We start from the raw sequence: 17,533 nt of genomic DNA on the forward strand, positions 1-17,533 counted from the left end.
TAATTACACCATTCACTGTTGTAAGCAATAGGATCGCCGCAACCATAAGAGAGAGAGTTGCTACCGCAAAACGCCCAAATTTACTTTTTATATTAGATTTTGCAAGTGACAAAGAATTTTCCAGCGATAACTTAGGACGATTTTTCATTGTAAGTGTAGGCGTTTTTGTAAATGGAATTTCTGACTTTGAAATAAGCTTGCCCTTATCCAGTTCAAATATATGATCCTCTTCAGAAATTAAAGATGTATCATGGGTTACAACAATAACTGTTCGATTTTTAGAAATAGCTCTTAAAATATCCATTGTTATTTTTGCGTTTTTTCCGTCTAAAGCACTTGTGGGTTCGTCAGCAATAATGACTTTTGGATTTTTCATAAGTTCTCGTGCAATGGCAACACGCTGTTTTTGACCACCTGAAAGTTTTTTCACCTTTGTGTGTGCTAAGTTAAAGATCTTTAGATCTTTAAGGATTTTTTCAGCATTTTCTATATTTTTTTCACCTTTTAGATACTCTGACAACAGTACATTGTCTAAAACCGTAGCATCCTCAATTAAGTTAAAATCCTGCCATACAAAGCCAAATATGTTGTTGTAAAAATAACTTTTTTCATTGGCAGATAAATCTTTTATATTTTTACCGCGATACAGTACCTCTCCATCAAATTCTTGTTCCATACCACTCATGATTTTAAGAAGTGTGGTTTTACCACTGCCTGAAGAACCAACAATAAAGTTCAGTCCTTTGTTGATATTCATTGAGACGTTGTATAAAGCGAATTCACTTTTATACTGCTTCGATACATTTTTTATTTCAAACATTAACTTTATCCTCCATCAATTTATTTCTTCACAAGTGATAAAACTTCTTGATACTATTTTAATTAACTGTACAACGAAACTTCCCACTTGATTGGATAGTGTCATTTTACAGCAACCGATGTTAAATCCCTGTTAAGAAAATGCAAATATGCACAAAAAAATACAGAGCTTTAAAATATGAGGRTCATCCTCTATTCAAAGCTCTGTATTTACATTTTGCTTGATTTCATTTTATTTAGCGTTACCGTAAAGCAAGTACCACATGTTTCGTTGTCACTTACAGTAATAGTGCCTTTATGCTTTTTAACGATGGTTTCTACAATCGAAAGCCCCAAGCCTGCTCCGCCCATTTCACGGGAACGAGATTTATCAACACGATAAAATGGTTCAAAAATATTTTTCTTATCGATTTCAGAAATGCCTATACCTGTATCCTTTACAGTGATTAAAACCTTTTCAGCAGATCTACCCGATACTCCAATAGTGACGCTTCCACCATTCACATTATATTTTATACCGTTTTCAACAAGGTTATAAAACGCACGGTAAAGTAAATCTATATTCCCATGAATAACGCTGTTATCACCATTCAAAGACAATTGGACATTCTTTTCTTTAGCAATACCAGAAAGCTCGAAGATAATATCTTCAAATAAGTCTTCCGTAGTAATATTATTCTGTTGGATTATTTCATCCATATTGCTCATATCTAAAAGATTACCTACCAAACCTCTTAATCTGCTTGTCTGTTTTTCAATAACCGTAATAAGGGTGTGATACTCCGCCCTTGTGTGTTCATTTTTCTTTTTAAACACATCCACCTTTGTTTGCAAAACCGTAAGGGGGGTTCTAAGCTCATGTGCTGCACTTGCTGAAAACCGTTGTTGCATTTCAAAAGCAGCGTTTAGCTGATCAGTCATATTATTAAAGGACCCTGTAAGTTCCGCTATTTCATCTTTAGTAGGTGGTACGTCCAATGCCCTGGAAAGATTATGGGCATTGATGCTTTTGACTTGTTCGTTTAGATGCTTAAGTGGTTTCAAAGCCTTTCCAGATAAATAATATGTTAAGCCTCCACCAGCCAAAATGATAATCATTGCATATAGGATACTTTCCATACGGAAATTTACTTCTGCGTAATTTACATCTTGGTTCATATCCAATGGTGGGTATCCGTTGATTCCTTCTGCACCAACGATTCCCTCCTCAACAATAGTTTCTTCCTCACCAACGGTTTTAGCAGGTGTCATTTGAGTAGCCTCAATGGTTTCTGCCATTCTGTTGGCAGAAAAATTGAGAATAAATGTAAGTCCAATGCAGCATACTGCCAAAAGTACAGAAATAATTAAAGTGAGTCGCCAACGGAGCGATAGTTTTTTAATCATCATTTTTATCACCTTTTTGAGTAATAAAATACCCTTGGCCAATTCTTGTTTCAATCGGATCATAATTTAGAATTTCTTTCAACTTTTTCCTTAATGTTGCAATGTGGACACGAATAGCACCGCTAAAGCTATCTGCATTTTGATCCCAAATATGTTCAATCATTTCTTCTTGGCTTATGACTCTGTCTTTATTGAGTAAAAAATATTCAAGTAAAGCAAATTCTTTTTTTGTAAGGGAAAGTTTCTCATTACATACAAAAGCAATGCGCTTTGATAAATCTATGTTGATATCTCCACAGGAAACAAGACTGCTTTCCTGGATAAATCTCCTCCTTAACAATCCTCGAATTCTGGCTTCCAATTCTGCAAAATCAAAAGGTTTTGCAAGATAATCATTCGCTCCAAAGTCCAAACCTTTTACTTTATCGTTCACACTATTTCTTGCACTTAATATCAGTACCTTTAGTTCTGGCTTTTCATCTCTTATTTTTTCTAGGACCTCCAACCCATCCATTTTAGGTAGATTAAGATCCAGAACAACCAAATCATAATTTTCTATATATAAAAGTTCATACGCATCTTCGCCGTTATCACAGGTCTCCACCACATATCCATCTATTTCAAGCCCCTCTTTAATGGAGTGCTGTAAATCAAGTTCATCTTCCACAATGAGAATTCTCATTTTTAAAATCACCTCGTTTTTTAGTATACGCAAGCCAATGTTAAATCTTTGTTAAGATTCATGGCTTTACCTGCTCCTTTTTTATTAAAAAACTAATTCCTTATAACTCTTACACTTCCTAATTTTAATAGATTTCTATTTAACTTAATCCATTAACTTTCTCTTTCGAATTATAAGGGGAAATCCTCCTATTATTAAAACGTAATTACATTAAACATCGAGGGAGAAATCCCTTTGTACTAGATAATTTCAAATTACTTACTAAGTCTAATACTTTATTTAAATAAAAATCCTTCATACGAAATGAAACTAAGTCACCAGTATAAATCTTAATCTTATTAAACCAAAGAAGGTAAGAAGAGAAAAATCTAATTAGGTCAACGACATTCAATCTAAAATAGTTTTTAAATTGAACATTAAAATACATAGTAAGGGGTTTTGAGTGTTATTGCCGTTTCTGTTCCGTTACTACACAAACCCCTTATCCAACTGTTGCAGCATACGTGAAATTGTCATCTGAACTAAGCAAGGAAGAAATATTCAAACATTATAATAACAATGAATTTGAGATATATTTTGAAGGTGATGAAACAATCGAAAAGAATAGTGAAGGTAAAATCTGGTACGAAGGAAAAAAATCAACGGGAGAAAATTTGAATGGTAAAAGCAATAAAGAACATCCAATCCAATTCATCATTCAAAGTAGAACAGAGTTTAGCTATCCATTCTTTATAGATTTTTATTAAGAAGTCAGGGTAAATGATCTTCCATCGAAGATCATTTTTTCAGTACCGATAACGATAATTATGTAAATGAGCTGTCCAAATGGATGGCTTATTTTATTTTTTGCTTAGCGTGGTTTTTTTCCAAAATGCTGGCGGTACCCCATGCCCATCAACTTAAGAATTTTATAACACCCCAAAACAAAAAAATTGTACATTTTCACATGAAGAAGTCAATTTTCTCGTTTTGGGGGTATTTGTATTTCTTAGCTTGATAGCGATGTGGTGGTACCCCTTACACAAAGGGAATATTCTTATTCCGTAAATCTGTAATTGTTTCTAACTATTGTTCTTTATAAGATTTCTTAAGTAACATCATAAACCAAACCAAGCCAACACTAATAATTACATGAGACAGTCCAGCCATATGACTTAATCCTTTAAAATCAGTACCATTCACTTGAAGAAGCCCACGAACTAGCATTGCTACAACCGTTAAAATTAGTCCTAAATTATAAAAAATAAACCATTTATTAAAACTTTTTGCTTCATGCATTGTAAATACTTTTGATAATGCTAATGCAATTAAAAAGAATACAAAACCAAGTACCAGTACATGAGTATGTATAACATTCAGCATAGTAGAACCTTCAATGTCTTTTGCCCTTGTAAACTCTCTTGCGAATATACCAGACAACAATCCTAGTACTAAGTAAAAAAATGCTGCATTAAATAATTTCTTCATTATACCTGCAAATGTATGAACTACATTATTTTTGTTTAGAAAATTTAAATCTATTTTATTAGTTGTTTTTCATTCCATATACAAGCCCTGAAATATATGGAATTAACCAAATGAACCACACAATTACACTTAATGTGTGAAACTTTGCAATCATTTTTATATCCTTCTTCTTTAAAACTAAAGTGGCCCAAACTGCATGAAATAACATAAGTAAAATTGCCGATAAACCCGTTATCCCATGAAAGCTGAATAGAGAACCTTCTGAAGCCATTCTCTCCATTAATGTAGTTCCAATCGTATCGCATGCTAATCCAATCCAAAATATATACACATGCCAAGGTTTTAATGTTTTTTGAATTTTTTCACTCCAGACCCCAACTGAATAAAAAATAAGTGCAGCTGTAATAAATGTAATAGCTGATGCTAGCACATCAATCCCCCTTTTCTAAATTCTCTCTTCCTTTTACGAGATTTATTTTATCTAAAGATTATGAACAGAGTATGAATGGAATATTACATCACACCATTTAACTTCTATATATTATAATTGACTAATTAATATTGATAAAAAGGCTCTTATATCTAATTCTATAAGAGCCTTTTTATCTTTACCTATTTTCAAATCTCATTTTTCCGTAGTAATTTTCCATCTCTAAGCGTCAATATACGGTCACATACATCAAGCATTTTTTCATCGTGCGTAATCATAATTGCTGCTTTTTTATTTTTCTTTACTTCATTCTTCATCATTTCAACAACTTCTCTAGCACGTTTTGAGTCCAAACTAGCAGTAGGCTCATCGGCTAAAATCAAATCTGGATTATTCATAAAAGCACGAGCAATGGCTACACGTTGTTTCTCACCACCAGAAAGTTGTCTAGGATAATGGTTAATTCGATGTGTTAATCCAAATGTTTTTAGTAATTCAGTTGCATATTCGTTTGCTTCAGTTTTATTTTCTCCTTTTAATTTTGCAATATATAGAAGCTGCTCTTTCACTGTTAAGAATGGTACAAGGTTTGCAAACTGAAATATAAATCCGATTCGTTTCAAACGAACTTCCGTCATTTCTTTTTCCGATAAGCTAGTTATATCTTTACCAGATACATAAATATTTCCTTTAGAAGGAGATAAGAGTGCACCCGCAATGGAAAGTAATGTACTTTTACCTGATCCAGATGGTCCAACAATACCAATGAATTCCCCTTCCCTTACATCTAGTGTGATAGGATGTAAAGCTGTCACTTCTGTATCGCCTTCCCCATATACTTTACTTACTTGATCTAGTTTTAATAATGATGCTGGTGTCTCCCATTTTAAATCTGTCACCATTACATCCCACCTCCGATAGCTTCTAATGCATCTACTTTCAACACTTGATATAAAGAAATTAATGTCCCTAACACGCTAATTACGATAAAGATAATAGAATACTGCGCAATCATTGTCGTTGTTAGTAAGAACGGCATACTTTCAGGGAACACAGTTTGTACCGCGAGTGTTAAACCAATACCTACTAATAATGCAACAACAGATAAGAATACAGCTTGTACTACTAAGCTATTAGCTAAATAAGAATTTTTCGTACCAATTGCTTTTAATACACCTAATTGTTGTGTTTTTTGTAAAGTAATAACATAGAAGAACACACCAATTAATAACGCTGTAATCACAAGTAAAAATGCAATAATCATTGTTAAAGTTCCTTGCTCTTCTTTATACCCAGGAATACTTTGTAGTACTTCTTTTTTCTCAACTACTTTTGCATTATTAATTTCTTTATCAGTATTTAGAGCAATAACGTTGAATTCTTTTTGATGTGGAAGTGCGATGCTCTCCCATACTTTCTCATTCATATAAGCAACTGGCGCATGACTAAACATTTCATTTTCTATAAATCCAACGACTTTAAATACCTTTTTGGATATAGGATCTACAATTTCATCATTTAATGCTATCCCTTTATTTTTCACGGATTCATCAATAATAATTTCGTTGTCTTCTAAATCACTTGATTTCCCTTCAATAACCTTTGGAGTAATAAATGAATCTTGTTTATTTGTAAAGATGGCAATGTCAACCTTCTTTGAACTTCCCTTTTTCTCAAATGTAGACATTGCAATATGCATTGGTACCGCTTCTTTTTCATTAACTTGTGCTAATACATTATCTACATCTTCTTTCTTGATTTGAGACCGTAGTAATTTTCCTTCAGCATCTTCTGATACCACAAATTTCTCTGCTTTCATTTCAAGAATGGAAGAAGCATTTGCATTGGATAAGCCATTCGCTAACCCCGATATGATAAGTACAAGAAATGATAATAAAATCATGATTGTACCAATTAATCCGTACCTTAATTTCGACTGTTTTAATTCTTTAAGAGCTAAAAACATTCCTTTTTCCTCCTTATTTTGTGCTTTGTCTATGCACTTATCATAAATAAGGAATATGAACAGATTATGAATGGAATATTACAAAAGACAATTTTAAAATGAAACTTCAACTTTTATAAGTTGAAAGTCTTAATTATATATACGAAAAAAGACTTGTTCTAAAGAAATATTTTAGTTATTAATCATCTAACTCCATTCCGTCTCTATTTTTTGGAAGATAAATAGTAAAGGTTGTGCCTCTCCCTATCTCGCTTTCCACTGTTATTGCACCCTCATGAAGTTCAATGATTTCTTTTACAATAGACAATCCTAACCCACTACCCTTAATGTTTCTATTTCTAGCTGAATCAACTTTATAAAATCGATCAAAAATGCTTTTTATCTCTTCCTTCGGAATGCCACATCCCCTATCAGTAATAGCAATACGCCACGCTAATTCATTTTCTTCAGCTTCAAACGAAATACTTTTCCCGCTTTCTGTAAATTTTATACTGTTAGTAAATACATTCGTCCATACTTGATGAAGTAGATTCTTATCTCCGTAAATCTCGATATATGGAATATTCGTTTCAATGGCAAGATCTTTTTCTTGCCATTCCCACTCAGACATAAATATAATACTTCTTATTTGTTTTCCTAGATTGAAAAATTCTTTACGTAAAGTAAGTTCTTCTTGATCAAGTGATGCAAGTGTTAATAATTGTTTACACATATTAGACATACGTTGACTTTCTGATTCAATAATACTCAAATAACGATGTTTTTCTAACTCAGTTAAATCCTCTGTTTTTACTGTTTTGGAAAACCCTTGAATAGATGATAATGGTGATTGAAATTCATGTGAAACATTCGAAACGAATTCTTGGCGCATTTGTTCTGAGTTTTGCAACCTTCTTGCCATCTTACGAAAGTTCTTTGCTAGCACTCCAATTTCATCTTTTCGGTATTCTGGTAATACTAAATCATATTTACCACTCGCGATTTCTTGTGTCGCTTGTGTAAATTTTTGAATAGGACGAACAACAAAACGAGTAGCTACCGCAATACAGGTTAAACTAATTAATATAATTAATCCTAACAATACTGCGTAAAAAATTCGTAACTCTCCAAATTGCTGTTGAATATCCGGGCGAATAAATAGGGCAAATTGTTGTCCATTAGTATGAATAGGGATTCCAATACTATTTGCTACTGTATTATCAAAAAATCCAGTGGAAAACACTCGATTAGGATAGTTCTCAATCCCATTATATAAATTTCCATGTAATACACTATCAATGACCTCGTCACTAATATTAATTTCTTTAAAGCTCTCTCCATATCGTTTTCCTTGTTTCTTTTCATCTACCATATAGATTGCAAAGCCAAGCTTTGAAATAGATTGTAGATATGTCTCTTTATTTAGTTCTCTGTCTTCTTCATATAAATGTTCTATATATAGGGCGTAATTTAGAATTTTTTCGCTGTTAAATGGTTTTAAATAAACATGATAATATATATTTGCAAATAGAAATGCCACTATGCTACTAATTACCATAATAACAGCTGATATAATGACAAATCTCCCATACAATGATTTCATTTTATTTCAACTCCTCTTTGGTGAATTTTTTATTCAGTAAATACTTCTGATTTATTCTTACTACATATGGAAAACATCTCTCCTATTGTGAGTAGTAAAATACTATTATTGATGACCATACTTATTGGTATTACAATAATTTTTACTCTCTAATGATTATGATGAAAGGTAGCACAGGGGGAGTACGGCTATATAGAAGATATAATGAAATTCTCCTTGCATTATTTTTAAAATACCAAATAATTATGAACGAAAGATGAACATACAATTACAAATTCTTTTAATGTAAGAAGGGGTACCGCCCCACATCCATCAAGCTAAGAAAAGTAAATACCCCCAGAACGAAGTTTTGTGCTAACTTGTAGCAAAAAAGCTTATTTTTTTGTTTTGGGGTAACTCTGAATTCTTAAGTTGATGGTCATGGGGTTCAAAATGTATGTATTGATTATTTGATTTTGGTTATGGATCTTCGATAGTTTTTGAGGATTACAGAAGATGTGTTTTCTCATCACCAAAAACGGTCGTTTCTGATTCTTTTTCAACGTTTCAAAATTTGTATTGAAAATAGTAAGTCATAGAAGTATCATATACATATTCAAACATTTGAAGATGTATATGATACTTTTGGGTTTTTAATTAAAAATAAGTACTAGAGGTGTTTTAATGGGAAATGAAATGCAACAATTTAAAGCTGATTTTTTTAAAGCCTTATCGCATCCTCTGAGAATAGGTATTCTAGAACTATTATCAGAGGGTGAAAGAAGTGTAAATGAAATTCAAACCATCCTTAACAAGGAAGGTTCAGCTGTTTCTCAACAATTAAGTGTACTACGTTCAAAAAACATTGTTGTTGGTACTAAAGATGGAAAACGAGTTTTATATTCTCTACGAGACCCTATGATTGTGGATTTACTGGTAGTTGCACGGAAAATTTTTAACAACCATTTAATCGACACGATTTCAATGTTAGAAGAACTAGATGAAACAGAACGTGAAACGATAGTTAAGGAGGGTTAAGTTGAGCATTGAAGTTAAGAAAGAAGATATCATTCGGCATGGAATGGAAATATTTCGCTCAATAGGAGCTCATCACGTTTGTAATGTTTGTATTAAAAGTGGAAATTCTTGTTGTTTTTCATGCCAGCATTTACAGGATGGAGTTGGATGTCAAAAGAGAAATACAGCTTGTACAGCTTGGTTATGCGGAATTCAAAGTTTTTTATTTGATCAAATAGGCTTACTGGACGAATGGAATAGTTTCTGGAGTGAAATTCCAGGACAAATGTTTCGTAGAGATAGTACCCCAGATAACGTAAGAATTAAATCGTTTATAGATATGAAAAAGCTAGATAGTCGAGGTGGATTACTTCTAGTAGAAAGGTTAAATTCCTACATACAAGAAGGAGGAGATATAGGTAAATTAGAACGTCATTTAAGCAAAACGTATAACTAATATTAGATTGATGCTCTCTTATAAAAAGATAAAAAGCGTCTGTATAAGAGTATGAGAAATGCATTTGTAACTCAAATTTATCAAAAGAAAATATTCTTTCAGAAGAATTAAGATTTATTAAAAATAGAAAAGAAGGTTTTGTAATGAAAGGGTTATTTACGGGAAGATTTGAAGGATATTCATTGGGACATTTTCAAAAGGATCTTCTTTCAGGAATGATTGTTGGAGTTGTTGCGATTCCGCTTGCTATGTCTTTTGCTATAGCTTCTGGTGTTAAGCCAGAGTATGGGATTTATACAACATGTATTGCCGGGATACTTATTTCGCTATTTGGTGGTTCAAAGTACCAAATTGGAGGGCCTACAGGTGCTTTTGTTCCGATTCTTTTAGGGATTGTAATTACCTATGGCTATGAAAATTTACTACTTGCTGGTTTATTAGCTGGAATTATCTTATGCCTTATGGGAATTTTTAAACTAGGATCTTTAATTAAATTCATTCCACGTCCTGTAACAATTGGCTTTACGTCAGGTATTGCCGTCAGTATCTTTACGGGACAAATTGCTAGTTTTTTAGGTTTAACAGGTATAAAAAAGCATGAGGAATTTTTAGCGAATCTGAAGGAAATTTTTACTCATATCGGTACTACCAATTCTTACAGTGTCATAATTGCTTTGATTTGCTTTTTTGTTATACTCATAACACCAAAAATTTTTCCAAAAGTACCAGGTTCATTAGTAGGCGTTGTTATTTCAACTTTAATTGCAACTGTATTTTTCTCAGGTCATGTACCTACTATTGGTACAGCATATGGTACGATTCCAAACACACTTCCTCAGTTTGATATACCAGAAATTACAGTAGAGCGTATAAAACAGTTAATTGGTCCTGCATTTGTTATTGCAATGTTGGGTGGTATTGAATCTCTATTATCCGCCGTCGTGGCAGATGGTATGACAAATAGTAAACACAACAGTAACAAAGAGCTTATTGGCCAAGGAATTGCCAATATTGTTACACCGTTATTTGGAGGAATTCCGGCAACTGGAGCAATTGCCCGCACAGCAACCAATATTAAGAGTGGAGCTGTATCTCCGATGTCGGGTGTTATCCATGGGGGATTTGTGCTATTCACGCTTCTACTGTTAGCTCCATATGCTTCACATATTCCGCTTGCTAGTATGGCTCCCATTTTAATGGTGGTAGCTTGGAATATGAGCGAACAAAAACATTTTTATCACATACTTAAAATGAAGACAGGAGACTCTCTTGTATTACTGGTAACATTTTTACTTACTGTATTTACCAGTTTGACAACAGCTGTGGAGATCGGTCTTATTTTAGCTATTATTTTGTTTACAAAACGTATGAGTAATATGCTAGTCATATCTAAAGTGCTTCCTGATCATACAAAAAAGAATGAAAAATTGTTACCACATGTGGTAAATAAAGCTCATGATTGCCCACAAATTAGTATTTACACAATAGAAGGGCCATTATTCTTTGGGGCTGCTCAAACATTTGAACAAAATATTTTAGCGACTATTCATTATAAACCTAAAGTTTTAATTTTACGTATGGGAAAAGTTCCTTTTATTGATACCACAGGAGAGTCTTACTTTAGGAATATTGTTCAGCATTTTAAAAAACAAGGTGGCGTACTTCTCATTTCAGGAATTCAATCAGAGCTAAAAGTAACTCTAGATAAGAATGGATTGTATGCTGAGATTGGGGAAGAAAACTTTTTTGATCATACCGGGGAAGCCATTAACTGTGCTTTAGGACATTTGAATACAAAAAAATGTATAGGGTGTAAGCATTTCGCTTTTCATGAATGTACCGGGCTTTCTCAGCGATCTCAGGAAGTGAATACAATAAAGAATAAGGCAAATGCATTAGATTTTTAAAAAATTCACTTCACATACAAAGTTTGTTTGATTTGATTTACTCTTTTAATCCTTTTATTAAAAAATAGAGAAGGAGAAAGTTTGTTTTGGAGAATGCGGAGAAGATTTTTACAAGGTGTGAACAAGAAGGTTTTTCATACATCCAACAAATGATTATCAAACAGCAAGAAGAAAATATCTTCCTTACATTTAAACGAAAAACGGATTATACAAACAGTATCCTTTCAAAAGATGATAAAAAGAATTATGAAAAAAATGTCTCGTTTTTTTCTCATGTTTCTGGTGGTGTAATTATATGGGGAGTAGCTTCGAGTAAAAATATAGATGGTGTTAACATAGCTAAAAAAATCCAACCTATCTCTAATGGAAAAGCGTTTTTAAGTAATCTAAATTGTTTATTTCCAAAAGATTTTATTGCTATAAACCCGGATGTTAAAAACATATATATTCCTTTTCCTAAAGAAACAAACAATGGATTTGTAATCACATATGTTCCGGGGAACAACTATCTGTTAAGCCTTAATAACTATTATACAAAGACCAGGGATAACTTTGTAATGATGATGGGGCAGATTCTTTTAAATGATGTGTTAAAAAATAGAAGACTATGAAGAAATTCATTATAAATCATGGATATAGAGGAGAATAAATAATGTCTGAATTTAAAGATCAAGTATTAAATGTGTTAGAAGAAGTATGTGAAAATGATATCGTAAAAGAGAACCCAGATGTGCAATTATTTGAAGAAGGAATTCTAGATTCTTTTGGTACAGTGTCTTTATTAGTAGAATTTCAAGAACGTTTAAACATCGAAGTGTCTATTTCTGACTTTGACCGTGATGAATGGGCGACACCGAACATGATTATTAAGAAATTGAAAGATATGAGATGAAAATAGGTGTTTGAGATACAGATAAGAAACACTTCTCAAAATTAAAGTTTGTAATTACTAGTCTTACAAATCTGTAAAAGGAAATTGAAAAATAATGCTTATCTATTCAAATGAATGATAACAAGTGGAGGAAATAAAAATATGTCTAATTTACCCAATTGCCCAAAATGTAATTCAGAGTACACTTACGAAGATGGAAATCTTTTTGTTTGCCCAGAATGTGCCCATGAGTGGACTTTAGAATCAGARACTGAAAATAGTGAAGATACAAAGGTAATTAAAGATGCAAATGGAAATGTTTTAAGCGATGGTGATTCTGTAACAGTAATTAAAGACCTTAAGGTAAAGGGAACTTCATTAGTCGTAAAAATAGGTACAAAAGTAAAAGGTATCCGTTTAGTTGATGGAGACCATGATATTGATTGCAAAATTGAAGGTTTTGGAGCTATGAAATTAAAATCTGAATTTGTTAAAAAGGTATAAATGCGATTTTAATGCAACAGAACTAATTTGAATTAATTGTTTAAGGCCAATAGATGTACAACATTTTTAGGATAGAATTCAAATAACTTTTATAATAGAAAGACCTCATTCATGATAAGTATTCTTGAATGAGGTCTTTCTATTTTGTGACATTATCTCGAACATACCCGTATATTTTTTGAAAAATGATGCGGGAATATGCTAGAAACATAAGAAGCGAAATTCCTTAACGTGGGAAAATGGGTATTCCGCATGGTGAAATTGTCTTAGCGTGGGTTTTATGTCATTCTGTTGGCGGTACCCCATGCCCATCAACTTAAGAATTTTATAACACCCCAGGCTGAAAATTTCGTGTGCTTTTGATAGAAAACGGATTAAATTTTCGTTTTGGGGTATTTGCTTTTCTTAGCTTGATGGTGATGTAAGGTGACCCCTAATAAGTACCCGCTGCTCTTTTCCTCATAGAATATGTTTTCAAATTTAGTTTTGTAAAATGATTAAATTCCTCAACAAATACCCATAAATTTATTTTTATATAGTGCTGCATATTTGTTTCCTGTTGCTTCAGCCGGCATATTATCAGACTGAGCAAATGAAAGGTAGTAGCATCCCTTTCATTTTCAGTTTCATAATAGTGTACGGGGAAAAACTTTATTATTTTACCCCGTATACTACAACCACATCCTCGAACGAATCTAAGTTCCAACGTATCGTAGATTCAACTAGTAATTAACAGAATTATTATCTAGTAATAATTCCACAATTGCATTTACTTGTTTATTAGGAGCACTATAGTAAACTTCTAATCCTCTTCTAACATTCATAATTAATTTTTGAGATTTCATTTTCGATAAATGTTGGGAAACAGTAGATTGAGGGATACCCAGAATATCTACAAGTTGATTTACATTACATGTTCCTCTTGTAATTAATTCTTTCAAAATTGTAATACGCATTGGATGAGCTAATGTTTTTAAAATTTCTGCATTTTCTACATAATTAGTCACGTTCTACATCCCCTTGTTAATTAGTTTTAATTAAACTCTATTAAAAGTCTGGTAAGTGAAATTTCATTTTCCTGCTTTTACAGAGATTATGCTGCAGCATTTTTTCGATTTAATTTATATTTTGATTCGTCAACATAACCCGGTATGCTCCAGACGCCCTTATTCTCTTTTTTTCACTTGCATTTCTACTTCCTTTAATTCATCTAAAAATGTTGTATTTGGCTTTTTCACATAAGAAATAATTCCAAGACCTTCTTTAATGATTTCTTCTTGGACTAACTTTCCGTCACAAATTATGTAACCTAAGTACCGTCCAAAATGATCTTTTTTATCACCTTTACCGCATACAATTTCAACATTTTTTCCTTCTAATAATGATTTAGCGAAATTAGAGGCTTTCCTACCATATGCTTGTACTGGGTAGTTTGGCTTAACCTACTCAACGATGTCTAGTAGGAGAGCTCTGACCTTTATTTGACGTTCACTTTTATCTACAATATTTGATTTAGATAAGGAGTCTTTATCCAGGATCACTACATATGTATCTCCATCTGATACTTTTTTGACTTTCCCTTTCACACTTTCTAATTCATTCGTTTCTATCTTCTTTTGATAATCTGATAGTATAAGGCTTAATGCGTTTTCTTTAGATTTAGAAGGGGTTTCAACCTTATTCTTTACCATTTGATCTTGTGTGCTTTCAACGCTACTAGGAGCACGGTAGGAATTCGCTCTTTTTTGAGACACTCGTAAAAAATTCAAGGCAAATCCAATCATGTTGTTGAGTTTGCTTTGAGAAGTCAGCTCATTTTTTCGTTTTGGGATTGATCTGTTTTCTTAATTTGATCGTGATGGGATCGAGCCCCTTCATGCACTTTACAAACAAAACGAAGTCTTTCGCAAGACTCCGTTTTTGCTTGCTTAACAGGAATTACAACCATTAATAGGGATTGCTTAAACCCTATTAATGGTTGTATCGACTTATTTTATATTTTTTTTAACTTTGCAACAGAACCCTTGGATTTCATCCTTTCCAAACCGCGTCAACAACGTTTTTTGGTATTGAAACTATGCATATGATCAAGAAGGGACAAACTCTTCAAGGGGAGAAGTCTGTTCGAAATCACATACAACTTATCAATACGCTCTTCGGTCTCATTGCATAACAGTGGATTCCTAACAGCATCTGTCGCTCTCTTTTCAAATTCGATTATATTTGCACTCAAACCGAACCTTACCTCTTATCCCATGAGAAATCGGATGCTGTCTTTTCCAAAGTACATTCTAATGTCTCTAATTCTGTAAGTCCATATTTTCTATTTAGTGCTTGCAATATTAACCAGTCTGATACATGAATATTACTACTTAAAAATGGCCCATGTAAATACGTACCTATCAGATTTTTGTACAGAAGTCCTTCCTTTTTTTCTGTTACATTATTCCCATATCCCTGTAGAACTTGACCGAGACAGTCAAAAGAATGGAATGTTTGGCCACTATGATTTTCAAAACCCACTATTCTTCCGAATTTTTCAGATTGTACTCTTACATTCCCTACTAATCGACCCACTGAACCCATGTCCTTACATGATGTATAAAATGGTAATATTCCTAGGCCTTGTATGATATCACTGTTTGCAGTTTCATAATAATCTCCTAAAAGTTGATATCCTCCACAAATACAAAGTGCTGCTAAACCATCCTCTATTGCTGCTTTCAATTCTTTTCGAATTGAAAGCAATTGTTCTTGAACTATTTGTTGTTCATTGTCACTCCCTCCCCCAATAAAGATTAGATCAGCCTGAGATACAGGATAATCTTTTACTTGTTCCACATAATGAATATCGGCTTCTATTCCTCTCCATTCTAATTGCTTTTGTAGAATGGTTACATTCCCGCGATCGCCATATAAATTAAGCGTATTGGGGAAGTAATGATAGATGATCAATTTTTTCATAGTACCTCCAGATGTTAAAAACGTAATCGGGCCTTATATATAAATTCTAAGGAAAGTACCCAATTTATATCTTTATTTTTAGTGTCAACTCTCTATTCGGTGTATTTGAAATCTATATACGCTCACCAAACGTATATAGATACCATCTTATTTATGATGGGGACGCCGTTCCCTTAGTGCTTAAATATTGCCGGGCAGTATTTAACCCTGTGTAATTACTAATTACGGACGTTTCATTCCCTGCTGCAATGCTATTCTGTATGGCAGCAGAAATATTTGAGATAACTTTTATCCTATTCACAGAAATCCCCGCGTATTTTAAACGCACTGCAAGGTCATGGGCACGTGTTCCTGCACAAATTATATGGCTTACATTGGAGTTTGCTAATAGTTCATAATCTACATCCCAAATCCAAGAGATATCTTTCCCATCAGCAAGCAAGTCATTTAAAATAAAAACATATTGTGTAATGTTTTTATTTTGTATGCAATAATCTATCGTACAGTTCATCCCTTGTGGATTTTTAGCTAAGTTTAGATGGTATATATTTTGTGCAATGAGAAACTGTTGCATACGTCCATTGCTCGTGTGATATTCTCTTAATCCTTTGTGAATTTGCTCATAACTAAAACCTAAAAATTCTCCAGTTTTTATAGCCGTTAGCATATTATATGCATTGTATTCACCCTTCAAATTGGAAGTATAGGATTGATTTTGTATAGTAATCGTTAAGTTATTTTGTGATTGAATTGAAGTAACCTCAACATCTAATACGGGACTACTCATGGAGCACGAACAATAATATTTTCCAAGGTGTCCATAGTGAGTATATATATATTTCAATAGCCGGCCACAACAACAATAGACGGCATCTCTAATATTACTTTTATGAAAATTCCCTACATTTTTCTTTAAACCAAAATACATGGTTTTATGCTTTTCTTTAGTAAAATGTCTACTATATGGATCATCACCATTTAATAGCAAGTGAGCATCGCTAGAATGAATAGCGGTTTGTACTTTTGAAATCAGCGTATTGATTTCTCCATAACGATCCAGCTGATCTCGAAAGATATTTGTTACAACAATCAATTGAGGCTGTATTTGTTTCAGAACTTCGGTCATTGTCAATTCATCGACTTCGAGAACCGCTACTTTCACACCTTGTATTTTCCCGCTTATATTGCTTTTTTTTATAAAAGCAGAAGTGATTCCCTCTAATAAGTTAGATCCTTCTATATTACTGATATATTCACTTTTATTGGATTTAAAAATGGAAGAAACTAAATTACAAGTTGTTGTTTTTCCATTTGTACCGGTAATCAAAACCACGGTTTCCACCTGTGACGCTAATTTTTGTAATGCATTCTTATATAAGTAATTCAGAATTTTCCCTGGAATATTAGATCCATTAAAACCTAATTTTTTACTACTATATCCCGCTAACTTTCCAACTATTAATCCTATATAAAATAACAATATTAATCACCTTCCTTACTTG

19 protein-coding genes and 2 pseudogenes are annotated in these 17,533 nt (G+C 32.9%); 8 read left to right on the top strand and 13 right to left on the bottom strand.

Going from position 1 to position 17,533, the window contains the following annotated elements; genetic code table 11:
- From AC1DTM_RS09425 to AC1DTM_RS09435, 3 genes are all read right to left on the bottom strand, one after another.
- Positions 1–820: ABC transporter ATP-binding protein (locus AC1DTM_RS09425; protein ID WP_477000189.1), on the bottom strand; the 820-nt coding region annotated here is incomplete at its 3' end.
- A gap of 209 nt (positions 821–1,029) precedes the next feature.
- Positions 1,030–2,070, bottom strand: a complete 1,041-nt coding sequence (locus AC1DTM_RS09430; protein WP_088099341.1) for a sensor histidine kinase — start codon at positions 2,068–2,070, stop codon at positions 1,030–1,032.
- 127 nt (positions 2,071–2,197) lie between these two features.
- The gene (locus tag AC1DTM_RS09435; RefSeq protein WP_070138712.1) at positions 2,198–2,887 is read right to left on the bottom strand and encodes a response regulator transcription factor; all 690 of its coding nucleotides are present in this window, start codon (positions 2,885–2,887) and stop codon (positions 2,198–2,200) included.
- A 509-nt stretch (positions 2,888–3,396) separates the two neighbouring features.
- On the opposite strand from AC1DTM_RS09435, the gene AC1DTM_RS09440 reads away from it, so the two are divergent.
- Positions 3,397–3,633: a hypothetical protein gene (locus AC1DTM_RS09440; RefSeq protein ID WP_133059511.1), complete on the top strand. Its 237-nt coding sequence runs from the start codon at positions 3,397–3,399 to the stop codon at positions 3,631–3,633.
- 319 nt (positions 3,634–3,952) lie between these two features.
- Here the strand turns inward: AC1DTM_RS09440 and AC1DTM_RS09445 are convergent, their stop codons facing one another.
- The 5 genes from AC1DTM_RS09445 to AC1DTM_RS09465 all read right to left on the bottom strand — a co-directional run bounded on the left by AC1DTM_RS09445 (position 3,953) and on the right by AC1DTM_RS09465 (position 8,332).
- The gene (locus AC1DTM_RS09445) at positions 3,953–4,354 is read right to left on the bottom strand and encodes a DUF2871 domain-containing protein (RefSeq protein WP_088099296.1); all 402 of its coding nucleotides are present in this window, start codon (positions 4,352–4,354) and stop codon (positions 3,953–3,955) included.
- A 58-nt stretch (positions 4,355–4,412) separates the two neighbouring features.
- Positions 4,413–4,784 (bottom strand): HsmA family protein, encoded by a 372-nt coding sequence (locus AC1DTM_RS09450; protein ID WP_088099295.1) that lies wholly within the window; start codon positions 4,782–4,784, stop codon positions 4,413–4,415.
- A gap of 188 nt (positions 4,785–4,972) precedes the next feature.
- Complete coding sequence (locus AC1DTM_RS09455; RefSeq protein ID WP_088099294.1) at positions 4,973–5,686, bottom strand: ABC transporter ATP-binding protein; 714 nt, start codon at positions 5,684–5,686, stop codon at positions 4,973–4,975.
- Positions 5,686–6,750, bottom strand: coding sequence for an ABC transporter permease (locus tag AC1DTM_RS09460; RefSeq protein ID WP_088031950.1), 1,065 nt, complete (start codon positions 6,748–6,750; stop codon positions 5,686–5,688). Before AC1DTM_RS09460 ends, AC1DTM_RS09455 begins: the two co-directional genes overlap by 1 nt.
- Before the next feature lie 178 nt (positions 6,751–6,928).
- On the bottom strand, positions 6,929–8,332 hold the full coding sequence (locus AC1DTM_RS09465; protein WP_088099293.1) for a sensor histidine kinase: 1,404 nt from the start codon (positions 8,330–8,332) through the stop codon (positions 6,929–6,931).
- Positions 8,333–8,995: 663 nt separating this feature from the next.
- On the opposite strand from AC1DTM_RS09465, the gene AC1DTM_RS09470 reads away from it, so the two are divergent.
- The 6 genes from AC1DTM_RS09470 to AC1DTM_RS09495 all read left to right on the top strand — a co-directional run bounded on the left by AC1DTM_RS09470 (position 8,996) and on the right by AC1DTM_RS09495 (position 13,067).
- Positions 8,996–9,349 (top strand): ArsR/SmtB family transcription factor, encoded by a 354-nt coding sequence (locus tag AC1DTM_RS09470; protein WP_002035151.1) that lies wholly within the window; start codon positions 8,996–8,998, stop codon positions 9,347–9,349.
- A gap of 1 nt (position 9,350) precedes the next feature.
- On the top strand, positions 9,351–9,785 hold the full coding sequence (locus AC1DTM_RS09475) for a DNA mismatch repair protein (protein WP_088099292.1): 435 nt from the start codon (positions 9,351–9,353) through the stop codon (positions 9,783–9,785).
- 143 nt (positions 9,786–9,928) lie between these two features.
- Positions 9,929–11,692: a SulP family inorganic anion transporter gene (locus tag AC1DTM_RS09480; RefSeq protein WP_088099291.1), complete on the top strand. Its 1,764-nt coding sequence runs from the start codon at positions 9,929–9,931 to the stop codon at positions 11,690–11,692.
- 86 nt (positions 11,693–11,778) lie between these two features.
- Positions 11,779–12,303, top strand: a complete 525-nt coding sequence (locus tag AC1DTM_RS09485; RefSeq protein WP_070128693.1) for a hypothetical protein — start codon at positions 11,779–11,781, stop codon at positions 12,301–12,303.
- 41 nt (positions 12,304–12,344) lie between these two features.
- Complete coding sequence (gene dltC, locus AC1DTM_RS09490; protein ID WP_002035156.1) at positions 12,345–12,584, top strand: D-alanine--poly(phosphoribitol) ligase subunit DltC; 240 nt, start codon at positions 12,345–12,347, stop codon at positions 12,582–12,584.
- A gap of 141 nt (positions 12,585–12,725) precedes the next feature.
- A complete protein-coding gene (locus AC1DTM_RS09495; protein ID WP_088099290.1) occupies positions 12,726–13,067 on the top strand; it encodes a zinc ribbon domain-containing protein YjdM in 342 nt (113 codons plus the stop codon).
- Positions 13,068–13,789: 722 nt separating this feature from the next.
- Here AC1DTM_RS09495 and AC1DTM_RS09500 read toward each other — a convergent pair.
- From AC1DTM_RS09500 to AC1DTM_RS09510, 3 genes and pseudogenes are all read right to left on the bottom strand, one after another.
- Positions 13,790–14,074, bottom strand: coding sequence for an ArsR/SmtB family transcription factor (locus AC1DTM_RS09500; RefSeq protein ID WP_000186505.1), 285 nt, complete (start codon positions 14,072–14,074; stop codon positions 13,790–13,792).
- A gap of 159 nt (positions 14,075–14,233) precedes the next feature.
- A pseudogene (locus tag AC1DTM_RS09505) lies at positions 14,234–14,446 on the bottom strand (thermonuclease family protein); the annotation flags it as partial.
- A 63-nt stretch (positions 14,447–14,509) separates the two neighbouring features.
- The gene (locus tag AC1DTM_RS09510) at positions 14,510–14,851 is read right to left on the bottom strand and encodes a hypothetical protein (RefSeq protein ID WP_229183356.1); all 342 of its coding nucleotides are present in this window, start codon (positions 14,849–14,851) and stop codon (positions 14,510–14,512) included.
- A 278-nt stretch (positions 14,852–15,129) separates the two neighbouring features.
- Between AC1DTM_RS09510 and AC1DTM_RS09515 the strand changes: the two are divergent.
- Positions 15,130–15,240 (top strand): annotated as a pseudogene (locus AC1DTM_RS09515) (IS6 family transposase); the annotation flags it as partial.
- A 68-nt stretch (positions 15,241–15,308) separates the two neighbouring features.
- Here AC1DTM_RS09515 and AC1DTM_RS09520 read toward each other — a convergent pair.
- Positions 15,309–16,031, bottom strand: a complete 723-nt coding sequence (locus AC1DTM_RS09520) for a type 1 glutamine amidotransferase (protein WP_002130343.1) — start codon at positions 16,029–16,031, stop codon at positions 15,309–15,311.
- 151 nt (positions 16,032–16,182) lie between these two features.
- The gene (locus AC1DTM_RS09525; protein WP_016103628.1) at positions 16,183–17,511 is read right to left on the bottom strand and encodes a MurT ligase domain-containing protein; all 1,329 of its coding nucleotides are present in this window, start codon (positions 17,509–17,511) and stop codon (positions 16,183–16,185) included.
- Between the last annotated feature and the right edge of the window lie 22 nt (positions 17,512–17,533).

It is taken from the genome of Bacillus sp. P4_D3 (genome assembly GCF_056401855.1).

Coding starts and splice junctions, on each gene's coding strand:
- AC1DTM_RS09435 (WP_070138712.1), bottom strand. CDS start 2,887: ATGAGAATTCTCATTGTGGAAGATGAACTTGATTTACAGCACTCCATT.
- AC1DTM_RS09455 (WP_088099294.1), bottom strand. CDS start 5,686: ATGGTGACAGATTTAAAATGGGAGACACCAGCATCATTATTAAAACTA.
- AC1DTM_RS09465 (WP_088099293.1), bottom strand. CDS start 8,332: ATGAAATCATTGTATGGGAGATTTGTCATTATATCAGCTGTTATTATG.
- AC1DTM_RS09430 (WP_088099341.1), bottom strand. CDS start 2,070: ATGACACCTGCTAAAACCGTTGGTGAGGAAGAAACTATTGTTGAGGAG.
- AC1DTM_RS09470 (WP_002035151.1), top strand. CDS start 8,996: ATGGGAAATGAAATGCAACAATTTAAAGCTGATTTTTTTAAAGCCTTA.
- AC1DTM_RS09520 (WP_002130343.1), bottom strand. CDS start 16,031: ATGAAAAAATTGATCATCTATCATTACTTCCCCAATACGCTTAATTTA.
- AC1DTM_RS09460 (WP_088031950.1), bottom strand. CDS start 6,750: ATGTTTTTAGCTCTTAAAGAATTAAAACAGTCGAAATTAAGGTACGGA.
- AC1DTM_RS09445 (WP_088099296.1), bottom strand. CDS start 4,354: ATGAAGAAATTATTTAATGCAGCATTTTTTTACTTAGTACTAGGATTG.
- AC1DTM_RS09510 (WP_229183356.1), bottom strand. CDS start 14,851: ATGATTGGATTTGCCTTGAATTTTTTACGAGTGTCTCAAAAAAGAGCG.
- AC1DTM_RS09480 (WP_088099291.1), top strand. CDS start 9,929: ATGAAAGGGTTATTTACGGGAAGATTTGAAGGATATTCATTGGGACAT.
- dltC (WP_002035156.1), top strand. CDS start 12,345: ATGTCTGAATTTAAAGATCAAGTATTAAATGTGTTAGAAGAAGTATGT.